General features: G+C 64.5%; 13 protein-coding genes. 6 read left to right on the forward strand and 7 right to left on the reverse strand.

The features are described 5' to 3' along the window. Window positions 1–21: 21 nt before the first annotated feature. Window positions 22–948: a LysR substrate-binding domain-containing protein gene (locus FJ979_RS08295; RefSeq protein WP_027023699.1), complete on the reverse strand. Its 927-nt coding sequence runs from the start codon at window positions 946–948 to the stop codon at window positions 22–24. Between the two features lie 88 nt (window positions 949–1036). On the opposite strand from FJ979_RS08295, the gene FJ979_RS08300 reads away from it, so the two are divergent. Together FJ979_RS08300 and FJ979_RS08305 are read left to right on the forward strand one after the other, a co-directional pair. After that, entirely contained in the window at window positions 1037–1486 is a 450-nt protein-coding gene (locus FJ979_RS08300; RefSeq protein WP_140513008.1) for an Rrf2 family transcriptional regulator, read from the forward strand. Next, on the forward strand, window positions 1476–2375 hold the full coding sequence (locus FJ979_RS08305; RefSeq protein WP_140580510.1) for an NAD(P)/FAD-dependent oxidoreductase: 900 nt from the start codon (window positions 1476–1478) through the stop codon (window positions 2373–2375). The genes FJ979_RS08300 and FJ979_RS08305 overlap by 11 nt, the downstream gene beginning before the upstream one ends. Before the next feature lies 1 nt (window position 2376). Here FJ979_RS08305 and FJ979_RS08310 read toward each other — a convergent pair whose 3' ends face one another. After that, complete coding sequence (locus FJ979_RS08310; RefSeq protein WP_140497069.1) at window positions 2377–3147, reverse strand: DeoR/GlpR family DNA-binding transcription regulator; 771 nt, start codon at window positions 3145–3147, stop codon at window positions 2377–2379. A 443-nt stretch (window positions 3148–3590) separates the two neighbouring features. Between FJ979_RS08310 and FJ979_RS08315 the strand changes: the two genes are divergently transcribed. Together FJ979_RS08315 and FJ979_RS08320 are read left to right on the forward strand one after the other, a co-directional pair. Then, the gene (locus FJ979_RS08315) at window positions 3591–4469 is read left to right on the forward strand and encodes a phosphotransferase family protein (RefSeq protein ID WP_140497071.1); all 879 of its coding nucleotides are present in this window, start codon (window positions 3591–3593) and stop codon (window positions 4467–4469) included. Between the two features lie 4 nt (window positions 4470–4473). Continuing rightward, a complete protein-coding gene (locus FJ979_RS08320; RefSeq protein WP_140580512.1) occupies window positions 4474–6927 on the forward strand; it encodes an FAD-dependent oxidoreductase in 2454 nt (817 codons plus the stop codon). Here FJ979_RS08320 and FJ979_RS08325 read toward each other — a convergent pair whose 3' ends face one another. Continuing rightward, the gene (locus FJ979_RS08325; RefSeq protein WP_181181775.1) at window positions 6928–7560 is read right to left on the reverse strand and encodes a class I SAM-dependent methyltransferase; all 633 of its coding nucleotides are present in this window, start codon (window positions 7558–7560) and stop codon (window positions 6928–6930) included. A 104-nt stretch (window positions 7561–7664) separates the two neighbouring features. On the opposite strand from FJ979_RS08325, the gene FJ979_RS08330 reads away from it, so the two are divergent. After that, the gene (locus tag FJ979_RS08330; protein ID WP_140580516.1) at window positions 7665–8567 is read left to right on the forward strand and encodes a phosphotransferase family protein; all 903 of its coding nucleotides are present in this window, start codon (window positions 7665–7667) and stop codon (window positions 8565–8567) included. Here FJ979_RS08330 and FJ979_RS08335 read toward each other — a convergent pair. From FJ979_RS08335 to ilvD, 3 genes are all read right to left on the reverse strand, one after another. Continuing rightward, complete coding sequence (locus FJ979_RS08335; RefSeq protein ID WP_140580517.1) at window positions 8564–9487, reverse strand: DMT family transporter; 924 nt, start codon at window positions 9485–9487, stop codon at window positions 8564–8566. The genes FJ979_RS08330 and FJ979_RS08335 overlap by 4 nt on opposite strands. 102 nt (window positions 9488–9589) lie before the next feature. After that, the gene (locus FJ979_RS08340) at window positions 9590–10870 is read right to left on the reverse strand and encodes an amidohydrolase family protein (protein ID WP_140580519.1); all 1281 of its coding nucleotides are present in this window, start codon (window positions 10868–10870) and stop codon (window positions 9590–9592) included. A 272-nt stretch (window positions 10871–11142) separates the two neighbouring features. Next, a complete protein-coding gene (gene ilvD, locus FJ979_RS08350) occupies window positions 11143–12987 on the reverse strand; it encodes a dihydroxy-acid dehydratase (RefSeq protein ID WP_140512994.1) in 1845 nt (614 codons plus the stop codon). 269 nt (window positions 12988–13256) lie between these two features. Between ilvD and FJ979_RS08355 the strand changes: the two genes are divergently transcribed. Then, entirely contained in the window at window positions 13257–13724 is a 468-nt protein-coding gene (locus tag FJ979_RS08355) for a VOC family protein (RefSeq protein ID WP_140497085.1), read from the forward strand. Between the two features lie 170 nt (window positions 13725–13894). On the opposite strand, the gene FJ979_RS08360 is transcribed toward FJ979_RS08355, so the two are convergent. Beyond that, a complete protein-coding gene (locus FJ979_RS08360) occupies window positions 13895–15487 on the reverse strand; it encodes a peptide chain release factor 3 (RefSeq protein WP_140497087.1) in 1593 nt (530 codons plus the stop codon). Window positions 15488–15496 lie beyond the last annotated feature (9 nt).

Genomic DNA, 15496 nt, shown 5'->3' on the forward strand with positions numbered 1-15496 from the left:
GATATCGGTTTTTCCGATAGATCAGCGGCCGTTCTTGTCGGGGCGCTGGCGAACCATGCGCTGCGACTGCGCCAGGCCGATGAAATCGCGCGCAGCCTGCGGCAGGCCGGAGCCGCGGCGCCAGACCATCCCGACCTGGACGACGGGTAGGGCACCGGAGACGTCGCGCGATTCGATGCGGTCGCCTTCCAGCGACCACGGCCGGTAGACGAGGTCGGGCAGCAGCGCCACGCCCGCGCCGGTGGCGACAAGGCTGCGCACCGCTTCGACCGAACGGGTGCGGAAGGCGACATGCGGCTTGGCGCCGATTGCCGTCAGCAGCTTGCCGGTGTTCTCCTCGATCTCGTCGACGGTCAGCATGATCAGCGGCTCCGAAGCGATGTCGCCGATGCCGATGATGTCGGCGCCGGCGAGCGGATGCCCGAGCGGCAGCCACAGGCGGTAAGCCGAGACTTCGAGGATTTCGGATTGCAGCGCGGTTCGGTCGCGCAGATTGGACGTGACCATGACCGCGATGTCCAGCTTGCCGCCGATCAGCAGATGCTCGAGATAGTCGCCATTGTCCTCGATTGCCGAGACCTCGACGCCGGGATAGGCACGGCGGTAGCGGGCAAGCAGGTCCGACAGCACATAGCCGGCGACCAGCGAGGTGACGCCGAGCTGCAGCCTGCCGCCCGCTGTCGCCTGCTCGCCGAGGAAGGCGCGGCGCGCATCGGACACATCGGCCAGGATCTTGGTGGCATGACGCAGGAACTGGTGGCCCTTGTGGGTGATGTTGAGGCCGCGCGGATGGCGGTCGAACAATTCGACGCCGAGGTCGCCTTCGAGCTCCTTGATCGCTTCGGTGACCGAGGATTGCGAAATGGAGAGGTTCTGCGCGGCACCCGACACCGTGCCCTGCTCGGCGACGGCGATGAAGAACTGCAACTGGCGGATGGTGAAAGCCATGGCCCGGACTAAACACGGCGGAGACGACGCTGGGAAGTGGAACGGATCGGCAACTTGACGGCCCCAGAATCGTAACTAAATAAGTTACATGAAACGCAACAGCCGGCTGTCTTCCACCTTGCACATTCTGGTCCACATGGCCGAGAAGCCCGAGCGGGCGCTGACCTCGGAGCAGCTTGCCACCTTCATCCATACCAATCCGGTCGTGGTGCGCCGCACCATCGCCGGATTGCGGGATGCCGGCATCGTCACCTCGTCACGCGGACACGGCGGCGGCTGGCTGCTCGGGCGCCCGCCCGACGAGATCTCGCTGGCCGAAATCAGCGCCGCGCTTGGCGAGACGCTGCTGCCGTTCGGCACCGAGCCGGAGAGCCCCGGCTGCCTTGTCGAGCAGGCCGTCATCGCCGTCCTCGACGATTTTCGCATCGCGGCGGAGAAGCTGCTGGCGGAAAAGCTCAGCCGTATCACGCTGGCCGACCTGACCGCCGACTTCCGCCGCCGTTACGACCTCATCGGAGTCTCCAGCCATGCAGTATGATCTTGCCGTCGTCGGCGGCAGCTTTGCCGGCCTGTCCGCTGCCATCCAGGCGGCCCGGGCCCGGCGCAACGTCCTGGTGATCGACGCCGGCCAGCCCCGAAATCGGTTCGCCGCGCATTCGCACGGCTTCCTCGGCCAGGACGGGCGCACGCCAGGCGCCATCCTGGAGGAGGCAAGACGGCAGTTGCTAGCCTATCCGACGGCTCGCCTTGTCAACGGACGTGCGGACAAGGCGGTCGCCAATAGCAGCAGCGACTTCGAAATCAGCACAGAGGGCGGCGAGACCTTTGGCGCCGCGCGGCTGGTTCTGGCCACCGGCGTGCGCGACATCCTGCCGGAAGTTCCCGGGCTTGCCGAGCAGTGGGGCAAGACCGTGCTGCACTGCCCCTATTGCCACGGCTACGAGGTTTCCGGCGGGCCGCTTGGCGTGCTGGCGACCGGGCCCATGTCCCTGCATCAGGCGCAGTTGATCGCCGACTGGGGCGACGTCACGCTGTTCGGCAATCGCCTGATCGAGCCCGATGCCGAACAGATGTCTGCCCTGGAAGGCAAGAATGTGAGGTTCGAACCCGCTGCGGTCGCCGAACTGCGGGAGGATGGCACGGGCGGCTTGACGGTGATCCTCGACGACGGCCGAAAGGCCGGGGTTCGCGCGATATTCACCGCGCCGCGCAATAGCATGGCGAGCCCGATGGCCGAACAGCTCGGTTGCGGCTTCACGGACGGTCCCCTTGGCCCGGTGATATCAATCGATGACAGGCAGCAGACGACGGTTCCCGGCGTCTACGCCGCCGGGGACGCGTCACGCGCGATGCACAACATCGCCTTCGCCGTATCGGGCGGCGCCTTCGCCGGCATATGCGCCCACCAGTCGCTGGTATTCGGTTAGCTCAGGCTGCCTCGCCCGCGACGCTGAGCCGCGCGCCGGCCTGCGCCAGGCCAGCAGCGATGTCGCGCGGCGGCGGCCGGTCGGTGGCGAGCTCGGAAAAGCCATCGAAGCCGCAGACCTGGACCAGGCCTTGGCGCCCGAACTTGGAATGATCGGTGACGACGAGCGAACGCTGGCCGCGCGACAGCACCATGCGGGCGAACTCGGCCTCGTCGAGATCGTAATCCATGACACCCGTCACCGCATCGACGGCACCCGTCGAGATCACCGCATGGCTGACCGAGAAGCGGCTGACGAAGTCGATGGCCGAGGCGCCGAAGGCGGCGCCGGAATCGCTGCGCAGCTCACCGCCGGCCATGTAGACCTTGTTGCCGTTGACGGTGGCCAGCGTGCGGGCGATGTCGGATGAGTTGGTGACGACCGTCAGCCGCCGATGGCCGAGCAGTTCACGCGCCAGGAACGAGGTGGTCGTTCCCGTGTCGAGCATGATCGATTCGCCGTCGCGGATGGTGGCGGCGACCATGCGGGCGATGAGGCGCTTGGCCTCGGCGTTCTCGCGCATGCGCCGTTCGAACGGCGCTTCGCCGATCGTCGACGGCAGGCCGACGGCGCCATGCATCTTCAGGAGCGAGCCGTCGCTGGTGAGGGGCTTGACGTCGCGGCGCACGGTCTCCAGCGAAACGCCCAGCCGGTCGGCCAGGCTGGCAATGGTGACGGTGCCTTCCTCCTGCAGAAACCGCAGGATTTCGCCGTGCCGCTTGGAATGGCTCATCGGGTCATTTCCAGTCGCGCCATGATGCAGTGACCGCTTCTATGGCAAATCTGCCGCATATTACAAGGAATCTCGAAAGAATACGGGCAGGAAAGCAGAAAAAGCCACAGAATCTCGTTGACAACGTGGCTTACCCGGCGTGACACTGATGCCGTGTCAGGCTCGCACTGCCACGGAAAAGCGATAGCGGAGCCTGATCCGAATTTGTGTGCCCCAAGGTCTGGAAACTGCCTGACGCGAGGGCGACTGGAAGAATTTTCTCATCCGCGGGGGCGGATGCCGGCCTCGAAGAGCCCGGCACGTGGGGCTCGTCGGTGCGGCGCGGGATACCGATCCCGAATGCCGCGCCGGCGAGGTCTTTGCCAGAACGAGCGTCCGGACAAACGGCGGGTCGTCACGGCGGCGCCGCCCCGTCGGCGCCTTGCCGTACGAAGGGCGAATTCATGACGGCCGAGGACCGCATCCGCGCCCTGCCTTGCTGGACAGGCAGCGTCGAGATCGAGCCGCTGCCCGGCGGGCTGAGCAATGCCAATTATCGGGTTAAGGACGCCGCCGGGAGGCATGTCGTGCGTTTCGGCAGGGACTATCCCTTCCACCACGTCTTTCGCGAGCGTGAGGTGATGACCGCACGCGCCGCGCATGCCGCCGGTTTCGCGCCGGCGGTCCGCCATGCCGAACCCGGCATTCTCGTGACGGAGTATCTCGGCGCCAAGACCTGCCTGGCTGAGGACGTGCGCGCCAATCTCGGCCGTGTCGCCGCCCTGATGCGCGGCTTCCACCGCGAGATGCCCAACCACGTCTCCGGTGCCGGCTTCATGTTCTGGGTGTTCCACGTCATCCGCGACTATGCGCGCACGCTGGAGGACGCCGGCAGCCGCAAGGCGAGCGACCTGCCGCGTCTGCTGATGCTGGCCGACGAGCTCGAACGCGCCCAGAAACTGCTGCCGATCGTGTTCGGCCACAATGATCTTTTGCCGGCGAATATTCTCGACGACGGCAGCAGGCTATGGCTGATCGACTTCGAATATGCCGGCTTCAATACCGCGATGTTCGACCTTGCCGGCGTCGCCTCGAACGCCGGCATGAGCGACGAGGAATCCTTCGCCTTCCTGACCGCTTATTTCATGAAGGAGCCGGATGAGGCGATCCGCCGCTCGCATGCGGCCATGCAATGCGCCTCCCTGCTGCGCGAGGCGATGTGGAGCATGGTTTCGGAACTCTACCTCGACGTGCCCGGCATCGACTACGTCGCCTACACGGAAGAGAACCTGACGCGGCTCGACGCCGCGCTGGAAAACTACCGGACAAAATACGGGACCTGAATTCATGACCTTGCCAACCCAGGCAGCGATCGTCGTCATCGGCGGCGGCATTATCGGCTGCTCGACGGCCTACCATCTGGCCCGCGACCACAAGGCAGATGTGGTGCTGCTCGAACAGGGCAAGCTGACCTCGGGCTCGACCTGGCACGCCGCCGGCCTGGTCGGGCAGCTGCGCTCGTCGGCCTCGATCACCCGCGTGCTCAAATATTCGGTCAACCTCTACAAGGGGCTGGAGGCCGAGACCGGCCTTGCCACCGGCTGGAAGATGAGCGGGTGCCTGCGCCTTGCCACCAATGCCGACCGCTGGACCGAGTACGAGAGGCTGGCGACGACAGCCAAGAGCTTTGGCATGGACATGCAATTGCTGTCGCCGGCGGAGGTCAAGAACATGTGGCCGCTGATGGAAACCGGCGATCTCGTCGGCGCTTCCTGGCTGCCGACCGACGGTCAGGCGAGCCCATCCGACGTCACCCAGTCGCTGGCCAAGGGCGCGCGCATGCATGGCGCAAGGCTTTACGAGGAAGTGCGCGTCACCGGCTTCGAGATCAAAGGCGGCCGCATCATTGCGGTGAAGACCAACATGGGCGACATCGCCTGCGACAAGGTGGTGAACTGCGCAGGACAATGGGCACGGCAGGTTGGCGCCATGGCCGGCATCAACGTGCCGCTGCAGCCGGTGAAGCACCAATTTATCGTCACCGAGAAGATCGACGAGCTAGCGACCGATGTCCCGACCATCCGCGACCCGGACCGGCGCACCTATTTCAAGGAAGAGGTCGGCGGGCTGGTGATGGGCGGCTATGAGCCAAACCCGCAGGCCTGGACGACTGATCTCCCCGGAGGCGACGTGCCCAATGACTGGGAGTTCCGGCTGTTCGACGACGACTATGATCATTTCGAACAGCATATGAGCCAGGCGATCGCGCGCGTGCCGGCGCTGGAAACCGTCGGCGTCAAGCAGATGATCAACGGGGCCGAGAGTTTCACGCCGGACGGCAATTTCATCCTCGGCGTGGCGCCCGAATGCGCCAACATGTTCGTCGGCGCCGGCTTCAACGCCTTCGGCATCGCTTCGGGCGGCGGCGCCGGCTGGGTGCTGGCGCAATGGGTGGTCGATGGCGAGGCGCCGTTCGATCTGTGGGTCGTCGACATCAGGCGCTTTTCCAGCCTGCACCGCGACCGGCACTGGGTCCGCGAGCGCACGCTGGAAGCCTATGGCAAGCACTACACGATCGGCTTTCCACATGAGGAGTATATTTCCGGCCGGCCGCGCATCGTTTCGCCACTGTACAACAGGCTGAAACAGCATCGCGCCGTGTTCGGTTCGAAGCTCGGCTGGGAGCGGCCGAACTGGTTCGCCCCCGAAGGCGTCGAGCCGCGTGACGTCTATTCCATGGGCCGGCAGAACTGGTTTTCAGCCGTCGGCGACGAACATCGCCATGTGCGCGAGAAGGTCGGCATCTTCGACCAGTCGTCCTTCGCCAAATACGAACTGACCGGGCCCGACGCGCCGAAGGCGCTGGACTGGATCTGCGCCAATGACGTCAACAAGCCGGCCGGCCGGCTGACCTATACGCAGCTTCTCAACACGCGCGGCGGCATAGAGGCCGATCTCACCGTGTCGCGGTTCGGCGAGGACAGGTTCTATATCGTTACCGGCACGGGCTTCCGCACCCATGACTTGTCCTGGATCAGCGACCATGTCGAAAAGGAGCTCGACATCACGCTCACCGACGTCACCGAGGATTTCGGCACGCTGTCGCTGATGGGACCGCGCGCCCGCGAAGTGCTGGCCGGCGTGACCGATGCCGACGTTTCCAACAGCGGTTTCCCATTCGGCCATGCCCGCGAGATTGTCGTTGCCGGCCACACCGTGCGGGCGTTGCGCGTCACCTATGTCGGGGAACTCGGCTGGGAGCTGCACGTGCCGATCTCCGCAACCGGCGAGATCTTCGACGCGTTGATGTCGGCAGGCAAGCAACATGATATCCGCCCGGTCGGCTACCGGGCCCTGGAATCGCTGCGACTGGAAAAGGGCTATCGCGCCTGGGGCTCCGATATCACCCCCAACGACACGCCGCTGGAAGCCGGCCTCGGCTGGGCGGTGAAGCTTCGCAAGAACACGGATTTCGTAGGGCGGCGCGCCTTGGAGAAAATCACTGGCGGGCCATTGAAGAAGCGTTTCGCCGGCTTCACGGTCGACGATCAGGACGTCGTGCTCGTCGGGCGCGAGACGATCCTGCGCAATGGCGAGCCGGTCGGCTATCTCAGCAGCGGCGGCTATGGCTACACCGTGGAGAAGAACATCGGCTACGGCTATGTGCGCAATGCCGACGGCGTGAGCGACGATTTTCTCGCCTCGGGCCGCTATGAGCTGGTCGTGGCGATGCAGCGCACGCCGGCAAAGATCCATCTCGAGCCGATGTATGATCCGGCCGGGAACAGGATCAAAGCCTGATCAGTTCACACGCAAGGCGAGGCAGCGGCTGGGCACCGTGTCGGCCTCGCCCGGCATCGAGACGTACGGGCGCGTTTCCTCGATGCGGGTGACCAGCCCCTGCGCCTCCAGCTCCGCGACCCGCGCGTTAAAGCCCAGATCCCAGATCGTATTCTTGACCGTCAGCACGATCACGCCGCCCGGCCGGCAGATGCGGATCAGTTCGTCCAGCCCTTCGGCACCGACATGGCCCGAGGTAAAGACGCCGGCCGAGATCACCCCGGCATAGGCATTGTCGGCAAAGGGCAGCGGCCCGCCAAGCGCCAGGCAATGCAGGGCCGAATAGACGCCCTTGCGCTCTGCCTGATCCAGCATGCCTTGCGAGATGTCGAGCGCCTCGACCTCGGGATAGCCGGCAATGTCGAGCCATTCGCCGATGAGCCCGGTGCCGGCCCCGGCATCGAGCAGCGGGGCCGAGCCACGCGGCAGATGCCTTGCCAGCAAGGCCAGGCAGATGGTGGGATGACGATAGCCGGCGGCCGACATGTCGCTGTCGTAGGTCTGCGACCAACGGTCATAGAGCGCCGCCACGTCTTTCGGGCGCTTGGCCGCGTAGGCAGCGCCAAGCGCGCCCTTATGCTTGCTGTCGGTCACTTTCGTCCTGTCCGCCATGCCCTAAATTGGTCTCGCACGAATGATAGCCAAAGCACGAATTTTGTGGAACCGTCTCTGCGACAAATAACAGCGGGGGAGCGGGCATGACAATGGACGAGGCACGGACAAAACTTGCCGCCATTCCCATGCTGGCCGGCTATAACGGGACGCTGGAGCGGCTTGGCGGCCTCACCAACCTGGTTTTCAAGGCCGGGGACTTCTGCCTGCGCATTCCAGGCAAAGGCACCGAGGAATATATCAACCGCGCCAATGAGGCGGTGGCGGCGCGCGAGGCGGCTAAGGCAGGCGTCAGCCCCGAGGTGCTACATGTCGATCCGGGCACCGGCGTGATGGTGACGCGCTTCGTCGCCGGCGCCGTGACGATGTCGCCGGAAAAATTCAGGGTTCGGCCGGGCAGCCCGGCGCGTGCGGGAGAGGCCTTCCGCAAGCTGCATTCGTCCGGTGCGGCGTTTCCGTTCCGTTTCGAACTGTTCGCGATGATCGATGACTATCTCAAGGTGCTGTCGACCAATGAGGTCGCCCTGCCCGCTGGCTATCATGACGTGGTGCGCGAGGCCGGTGGCGTGCGCGCGGCGCTGTCGGCCCACCCGCTGCCCGTCGTCGCCTGTCATTGCGACCCGCTGTGCGAGAATTTCCTCGATGCGGGTGACAGGATGTGGATAGTCGACTGGGAATATTCAGGAATGAACGATCCGCTCTGGGATCTTGGCGACCTCTCCGTCGAAGGCAAGTTCGATGCCGCGCAGGACGAGGAGATGATGCGCGCCTATTTCGGCGGCGAGGCGAAACCGGCGGAGCGCGGCCGCATCGTCATCTACAAGGCGATGTGCGACCTGTTGTGGACGCTGTGGGGACTGATCCAACTCGCCAATCACAATCCTGTCGACGATTTTCGGGCCTATGCCGACGGCCGCTTCGCACGCTGCAAGGCGCTGATGGAGACGCCGGAATTTTCGCGGCACCTGGCAGCGATCCGCGAGGGCTAATTCACACCCTTCGGCACGTTTTCAGGCGGCACCGTCGTGTCGACCACTTTCTGGCGGTGGAAGATGAACAGGCCAGCCAGCACGACGATGCCCGAGCCGATGAGGATGCGCGAGCCGGGAACGTCGCCGAAGAACGCCAGCCCGAAGACCACCGCCCATAGAAGCAGCGTGTAGTGCAGCGGCGCCAGCGTCGAGGCCGGCGCCAGCTTGAGCGCCCGCGTGATCATCAGATGGGCGCCGCAGGAGACGATGCCGAGCAGCAGCATGGCGCCGAAATCGAGCGCCGACGGCGTCTGCCAGGCGCCGATGGTCAGGGCGCCGCCGACCAGCAGCGTGCCGATGGTCTGCCATGTCACCAGATTGGTGTCGCTGGTGCCGCGCAAACGCCGGTTGAGGATGATGGCGAAAGCGAAGGCAATGCTGCCCGCCAGCGCGAAGCCCGACGACAGCGAGAAAGCCGCCGAGGAGGGCTTGAGCATGATCAGCACGCCGCAGAAGCCGAGCAGGATCGCCATCCAGCGGCGCCAGCCGACCTTCTCGCCAAGCAGGAGATGCGAGAGTGCCGCCACATAGATCGGCCCGGCCATATAGAAGCTCATCACATCCGCAAGCGGCAGATAGACGACGGCGGCATAGAAGAGCCCGGTATCGAGCGTGGTCATGATGACGCGCAGGACCTGCAATTCGGGCCTTTCCATGCGGAACAGCTTGGCGGCGCCCTGGTGGGCGATCATCGGACCGAGCACGAAAAACGCGCCGATCGACCTGATCAGAACCACCTGGCCGACGGAAAAGCTGGCGACCAGCCATTTGCCCATGGCGTCGTTGAGTGCAAACAGGAAGTCGCCGGCCAGCATCAGCAGAATGCCGGCCAGAAGCACGTTCCTGATTGTGGTATTCTGCGCCACGGGTTGCGTCATGCCGATCCCTTGCCTGTCCAGGCCGCGTCGTAGACGGAAGCGGCCGTTTTGACGAGGAGAAATCCGGGAATCGGCAAGGCCAGCGCCGGAAATCGGCTGGGTCTAGGACGATACGTGCCGCCGGTTCACCAATGCCGGCCTGCCGGGGATGGCAAGCCTGGTGTCCTGCCTGGTTCGTTCCGCCACCACTTTGCCCCTGGCGATGACGCAAATGCGTTCGGGGCGCAGGCGAATGGCCTCGACCGGATTGCCGGCGTCGAGGACGACCAGGCTGGCGCGCTTGCCGACGGCGAGGCCTAGATGATCGAGCCCCATGATGGCGGCATTGACGTTAGTGACCATGTCGAAACAGCGCGCCATGTCGGCCGGGCTCGACATCTGGGCGACGTGAAGCCCCATGAAGGCGACGTCGAGCATGTCGGCGGTGCCCAGCGAATACCAGGGATCGAGCACGCAATCCTGGCCCCACCCGACGCGGATGCCCAGCGCCAGCATCTCCTTGACCCGGGTCATGCCGCGGCGCTTGGGAAACGCGTCGTGGCGCCCCTGCAGCATGATGTTGATCAAAGGATTGGGTATGGCGGAGACGCCTGCCTCGGCAATCAGCGGCAGGAGTTTCGAGACGTAGTAATTGTCCATCGAATGCATCGAGGTGAGATGCGAGCCGGCCACCTTGCCCTGAAGGCCGAGGCGCTGCGTCTCATAGGCCAGTTGCTCGATGTGGCGCGACAGCGGGTCGTCGGTCTCGTCGCAATGCAGGTCGACCATCAGGCCGCGTTTTGCCGCGATCTCGCAAAGCTCGGTCACCGAGCGCGTGCCGTCGGCCATGGTGCGCTCGAAATGCGGAATACCGCCGACGACATCGACGCCCAGATCCAGCGCGCGGATGGTGTTTTCCCGTGCCCCGGGCGAGCGGTAGAGCCCATCCTGCGGAAAGGCGACCAATTGCAGGTCGATATAGGGCGCCACCGTCTTCTTGACGTCGAGCAGGGCTTCGACCGCCAGCAGCCTGTCGTCACAGACATCGACATGGGTGCGGATGGCGAGCAATCCCATCGACACCGCCCAGTCGCAATAGGCGAGCGCGCGATCGCGCACCGCCTCATGCGTCAGGAGCGGCTTCAGTTCGCCCCACAGAGCAATGCCTTCGAGCAGCGTGCCCGAGGCGTTTATCCGCGGAATGCCGTAGGAGAGCGTCGCATCCATATGGAAGTGCGGGTCGACGAACGGCGCAGAGACCAGATTGCCCCGCGCGTCGATCGTCGTGCCGGCGTTGCCATCGAGCTTCGGCTCGATCGTCGCGATCGTCTCGCCGACGATGCCGATGTCGGCAACCCTGCCGTCAGGCAATGTGCCGCCGCGAACGATAAGGTCGAAATCCATCTGTGTCGTCCCCGAAGAATCAGCACCTGTCGGCTGCCGCCGTGATCGCGGCGGGCGAAAAATCTTGCCACGTGGCGCCGCCTCTCATCCGCCTGCCGGCACCTTCTCCCCGTATAGAGACGGGGAGAAGGGAGATGCTGCGACCTCGCCGCCATTTTTGCAACGTCTACAATTGGCGAAATCTTTGGTTATAGCCCTTTCTCCCCGTCACTTACGGGGAGAAATGTCCGGCAGGACAATGAGGGGCAGCACGAACCTGGCCGATTCGAGCCCTACTCCGGAACGTGCCTCACCGCACCCTTGTCGGCGCTGGTGGCGAAGGCGGCGTAGGCGCGCAACGCGGTCGTCACCTTGCGCTTGCGTTTTTCTTCGGGCTTCCAGGCCAGGGCGCCCTTGGCCGCCATCGCCGCCCGGCGGCTGGCGAGCTCCTCATCGCTCACGGCGAGGCGGATCGAGCGGTTGGGGATGTCGATCTCAATCGTGTCGCCTTCCCGCACCAGCCCGATCGTGCCGCCTTCCGCGGCTTCCGGCGAGACATGGCCGATCGAGAGCCCCGATGTGCCGCCGGAGAAGCGCCCGTCCGTGATCAGCGCGCAAGCCTTGCCCAAGCCCTTCGATTTCAAATAGCTGGTCGGATAGAGCATTTCCTGCATGCCGGGGCCGCCGCGCGGTCCTTCATAGCGGATGACGACGACGTCGCCGGCCTTGATCTCGTTCGACAGGATCGCCTTGACCGAGGCATCCTGGCTTTCGAACACCCGCGCCGGGCCGGTGAATTTCAGGATCGACTCGTCGACGCCGGCCGTCTTCACGATGCAGCCGTCGAGCGCCAGGTTGCCCTTGAGCACGGCAAGGCCGCCGTCTTTGGAAAAAGGCGTCTTCGCCGAGCGGATAACGCCCGTCTCGCGGTCCAGATCGAGCTCGTCCCAGCGACGATCCTGGCTGAAGGCGACCTGCGTCGGCACGCCGCCGGGCGCGGCGAGGAAGAAATCTCGCACGTTCTGGCTTGAGGTGCGCGAAATATCCCAATGATCGAGCGCCTCGCCGAGGCTTGATGTGTGCACGGTCGGCAGGTCGCGGTTGATCAGTCCGGCTTGGTCGAGCTGGCCGAGGATCGCCATGATGCCGCCGGCGCGGTGGACGTCCTCCATGTGCACGTCGGACTTGGCCGGCGCCACCTTGCACAGCACGGGCACCCTGCGCGACAGCCGGTCGATGTCCTCCATGGTGAAGCCGACCTCACCCTCATGCGCCGCGGCCAGGATGTGCAGCACGGTGTTGGTCGACCCGCCCATCGCGATGTCGAGCGTCATGGCGTTCTCGAACGCGCCTTTTGAAGCGATGCTGCGCGGCAGCGCCGTCTCGTCGTCCTGCTCGTAATAGCGTTGGGCGAGATCGACGATCAAGTGTCCGGCCTCGACGAACAGCCGCTTGCGGTCGGCGTGCGTCGCCAGTGTCGAACCGTTGCCCGGCAGCGACAGGCCGAGCGCTTCGGTCAGGCAGTTCATCGAATTGGCGGTGAACATGCCCGAGCAGGAACCGCAGGTCGGGCAGGCGGAGCGCTCGATGACCTTGACGTCCTCGTCGGAGATCTTGTCGTCGGCGGCGGCGACCATGGCGTCGACCAGGTCGAGCGCCTGCGCCTTTCCGGCGAGCACCACCTTGCCGGCTTCCATCGGCCCGCCGGAGACGAAGACGGTCGGGATGTTGAGGCGCAGCGAGGCCATCAGCATGCCAGGCGTGATCTTGTCGCAATTGGAGATGCAGACCATGGCGTCGGCGCAGTGGGCGTTGACCATGTACTCGACGGAATCGGCGATCAGCTCGCGCGACGGCAGCGAATAGAGCATGCCGTCATGGCCCATGGCGATGCCGTCATCGACGGCGATGGTGTTGAATTCCTTGGCGACGCCGCCGGCCTTCTCGATCTCGCGCGCGACCAGCTGGCCGAGATCCTTCAGGTGGACGTGGCCCGGCACGAACTGGGTAAAGGAGTTGACCACGGCGATGATCGGCTTGCCGAAATCGCTGTCCTTCATGCCGGTGGCGCGCCAGAGGCCGCGGGCGCCGGCCATGTTGCGGCCATGGGTGGTGGTGCGGGAGCGATAGGCAGGCATGAACTTTCCTTAGCTGGCTGGCTGCGCCCGATGTGGAGCGTCGCGGCCCTGAATATGGATCGCAGGCGTTATAGACCGGCAATTATTGTCTGGCCACATTTTTGCAATGCGCCAGATTCTCCAGAAAAATTCAGAGTTTGCGAAAAAAATCGCCTGCTCTGTCGGATCGCCTGCCGGACGCCCGTCCTTGGATCAACGGCAAGGGAGTGGGACCATTTTCTCAGACAGCCGTTCCATTGTAGCAGCAAGAAGCAACCGAGGAGCACGACATGCAAAAGATCACCACCTGCCTGTGGTTCGATGGACAGGCCGAAGAGGCGATGAACCACTATGTCTCCATCTTCAAGAATTCGAAGGTGCTGAGCGTCATGCGTTGGCCCAAGGGCCACGCCGATGAAGGCAAAGTGCTGCTGACCACGTTCGAGCTCGACGGCGTGCCGTTCCAGGCACTCAACGGCGGACCGCAATTCAAATTCAATGAGGCGATGTCACAGTCGATCGACTGCAAGACGCAGGAAGAGGTCGACTATTTCTGGGAGAGGCTCACCGAGGGCGGCGAGCCGGGCCCCTGCAGCTGGCTGAAGGACAAGTTCGGCGTCTCCTGGCAGGTGGTGCCGGAACAGCTGCCGCGCCTGCTCCAGGATCCGGACCGGGAAAAGGCCGGCCGGGTGATGAGTGCGATGATGAAGATGGGCAAGATCGACATCGCCAAGATCGAAGAGGCGGCGAAGGGGTGAGAAGTGGTCCGCGTAAGCGGACGGAAAGCCAATTGATTGGCTTTTCCGAGCTTCGAACGCCCTGAGCCTGCGAAGGGCAGGGCTGTCCATTGATTTTTGAGGCCGGCGCTGCCCCTCATCCGCCCTTCGGGCACCTTCTCCCGTGAACGGGGAGAAGGGAAGACCGCCCCTCAAGCCGCCTTGTCGCGGACCTGATAGTCCTTGATCGTGGCGAAGCGGATCGCTTTCCAGCGCTCGGCTTCGTAGTTCAGCGAGAAGGCGTGCTGGGCGAGGAACACCGGGTCGTTGTCGAGGTCGCGGGCGATGTCGCCGCGATGGGCTTCGATGAAGCGCTGCACTTCCGTCTTGTCGTCAGCCGAGATCCAGCGGCAGACTGAAAAACGCGACATCTCGAATTCGACCGGCAGCGTGTATTCGAAGTTCAGCCGCTCCTTCAGCACGTCGAGCTGCAGCGCACCGACGACGCCGACGATGGCCGGCGAGCCGTCTTCCGGCGAAAACAGCTGCACGACGCCCTCCTCCGCCATCTGGTGCAGCGCCTCCTTCAGCTTCTTGGCCTTCATCGCATCACCGAGCCGCACACGACGCAGGATTTCCGGGGCGAAGTTCGGCACGCCGCGGAACAGGATTTCCTCGCCCTCGGTCAGCGTGTCGCCGATGCGCAGCGTGCCGTGGTTGGGGATGCCGACGACGTCGCCGGCAAAGGCCTCGTCGGCGGTGACGCGGGTGCGGGCGAAGAAGAATTGCGGCGCAGACAGGCTCATCGGCTTGCCGGTGCGCACCAGCTTGGCCTTCATGCCGCGCTCGAGCTTGCCCGAGCAGACGCGCACGAAGGCGATGCGGTCGCGGTGGTTGGGATCCATGTTGGCCTGGATCTTGAAAACGAAGGAGGTCATCTTGTCCTCGGTCGCCTCCACCATCCGGGTGTCGGCATCCTGCGCGCGCGGCGGCGGCCCGAAAGCGCCGAGCGCCTCGATCAGGTCGCGCACGCCGTAATTGCGCAGCGCCGAGCCGAAATAGACCGGCGTCAGATGGCCCTCGCGAAAGGCGTCGATGTCGAGCGGACGGCAGGCTTCGCGCGCGAGTTCCAGCTCCTCGATGAAGGCCTCGCGCTCGTTTTCCGGCAACAGGCCGGCGACGCGGTTGGAATCGGGACCGTTGACCGGAGTGCGTTCCTTCTCGTCATCGCCCTTGCGCACGGCGTTCAGCGCCAGGTGGTAAGTGCCCGAAAACGTCCTGCCGCGGCCGATCGGCCAGGTGATGGGCGCGGTATCGAGCGCCAGCTTCTGCTCGATTTCGTCCAGTATCTCGAAGGGATCGCGGCTCTCGCGGTCCATCTTGTTGACGAAGGTGATGATCGGGATGTCGCGCAGCCGGCAGACCTCGAACAGCTTCAGCGTGCGCGGCTCGATGCCCTTGGCGGCGTCGATGACCATGACCGCTGAGTCGACCGCCGACAGCGTGCGGTAGGTGTCGTCGGCGAAATCCTCGTGGCCGGGCGTGTCGAGCAGATTGAAGACATTGTCCTCATACTCGAACGTCATCACCGAGGTGACGACCGAAATGCCGCGTTCGCGCTCGATCTTCATCCAGTCCGATCGGGTCTGGATGCGGTCCTTCTTGGCCTTGACCTCGCCGGCAAGCTGGATGGCGCCACCGAACAGCAGCAGCTTTTCGGTGAGCGTCGTCTTGCCGGCGTCCGGGTGGGCGATGATCGCGAAAGTACGGCGGCGCGATACCGCCTGTTCGATGTCTTCAGCCAATTTATGGAA

The sequence above is a fragment of the Mesorhizobium sp. B1-1-6 genome, assembly GCF_006443035.1.
Taxonomy (GTDB): Bacteria; Pseudomonadota; Alphaproteobacteria; order Rhizobiales; family Rhizobiaceae; genus Mesorhizobium.

Coding starts and splice junctions, on each gene's coding strand:
- FJ979_RS08295 (WP_027023699.1), bottom strand. CDS start 948: ATGGCTTTCACCATCCGCCAGTTGCAGTTCTTCATCGCCGTCGCCGAG.
- FJ979_RS08300 (WP_140513008.1), top strand. CDS start 1,037: ATGAAACGCAACAGCCGGCTGTCTTCCACCTTGCACATTCTGGTCCAC.
- FJ979_RS08305 (WP_140580510.1), top strand. CDS start 1,476: ATGCAGTATGATCTTGCCGTCGTCGGCGGCAGCTTTGCCGGCCTGTCC.
- FJ979_RS08310 (WP_140497069.1), bottom strand. CDS start 3,147: ATGAGCCATTCCAAGCGGCACGGCGAAATCCTGCGGTTTCTGCAGGAG.
- FJ979_RS08315 (WP_140497071.1), top strand. CDS start 3,591: ATGACGGCCGAGGACCGCATCCGCGCCCTGCCTTGCTGGACAGGCAGC.
- FJ979_RS08320 (WP_140580512.1), top strand. CDS start 4,474: ATGACCTTGCCAACCCAGGCAGCGATCGTCGTCATCGGCGGCGGCATT.
- FJ979_RS08330 (WP_140580516.1), top strand. CDS start 7,665: ATGACAATGGACGAGGCACGGACAAAACTTGCCGCCATTCCCATGCTG.
- FJ979_RS08335 (WP_140580517.1), bottom strand. CDS start 9,487: ATGACGCAACCCGTGGCGCAGAATACCACAATCAGGAACGTGCTTCTG.
- FJ979_RS08340 (WP_140580519.1), bottom strand. CDS start 10,870: ATGGATTTCGACCTTATCGTTCGCGGCGGCACATTGCCTGACGGCAGG.
- ilvD (WP_140512994.1), bottom strand. CDS start 12,987: ATGCCTGCCTATCGCTCCCGCACCACCACCCATGGCCGCAACATGGCC.
- FJ979_RS08355 (WP_140497085.1), top strand. CDS start 13,257: ATGCAAAAGATCACCACCTGCCTGTGGTTCGATGGACAGGCCGAAGAG.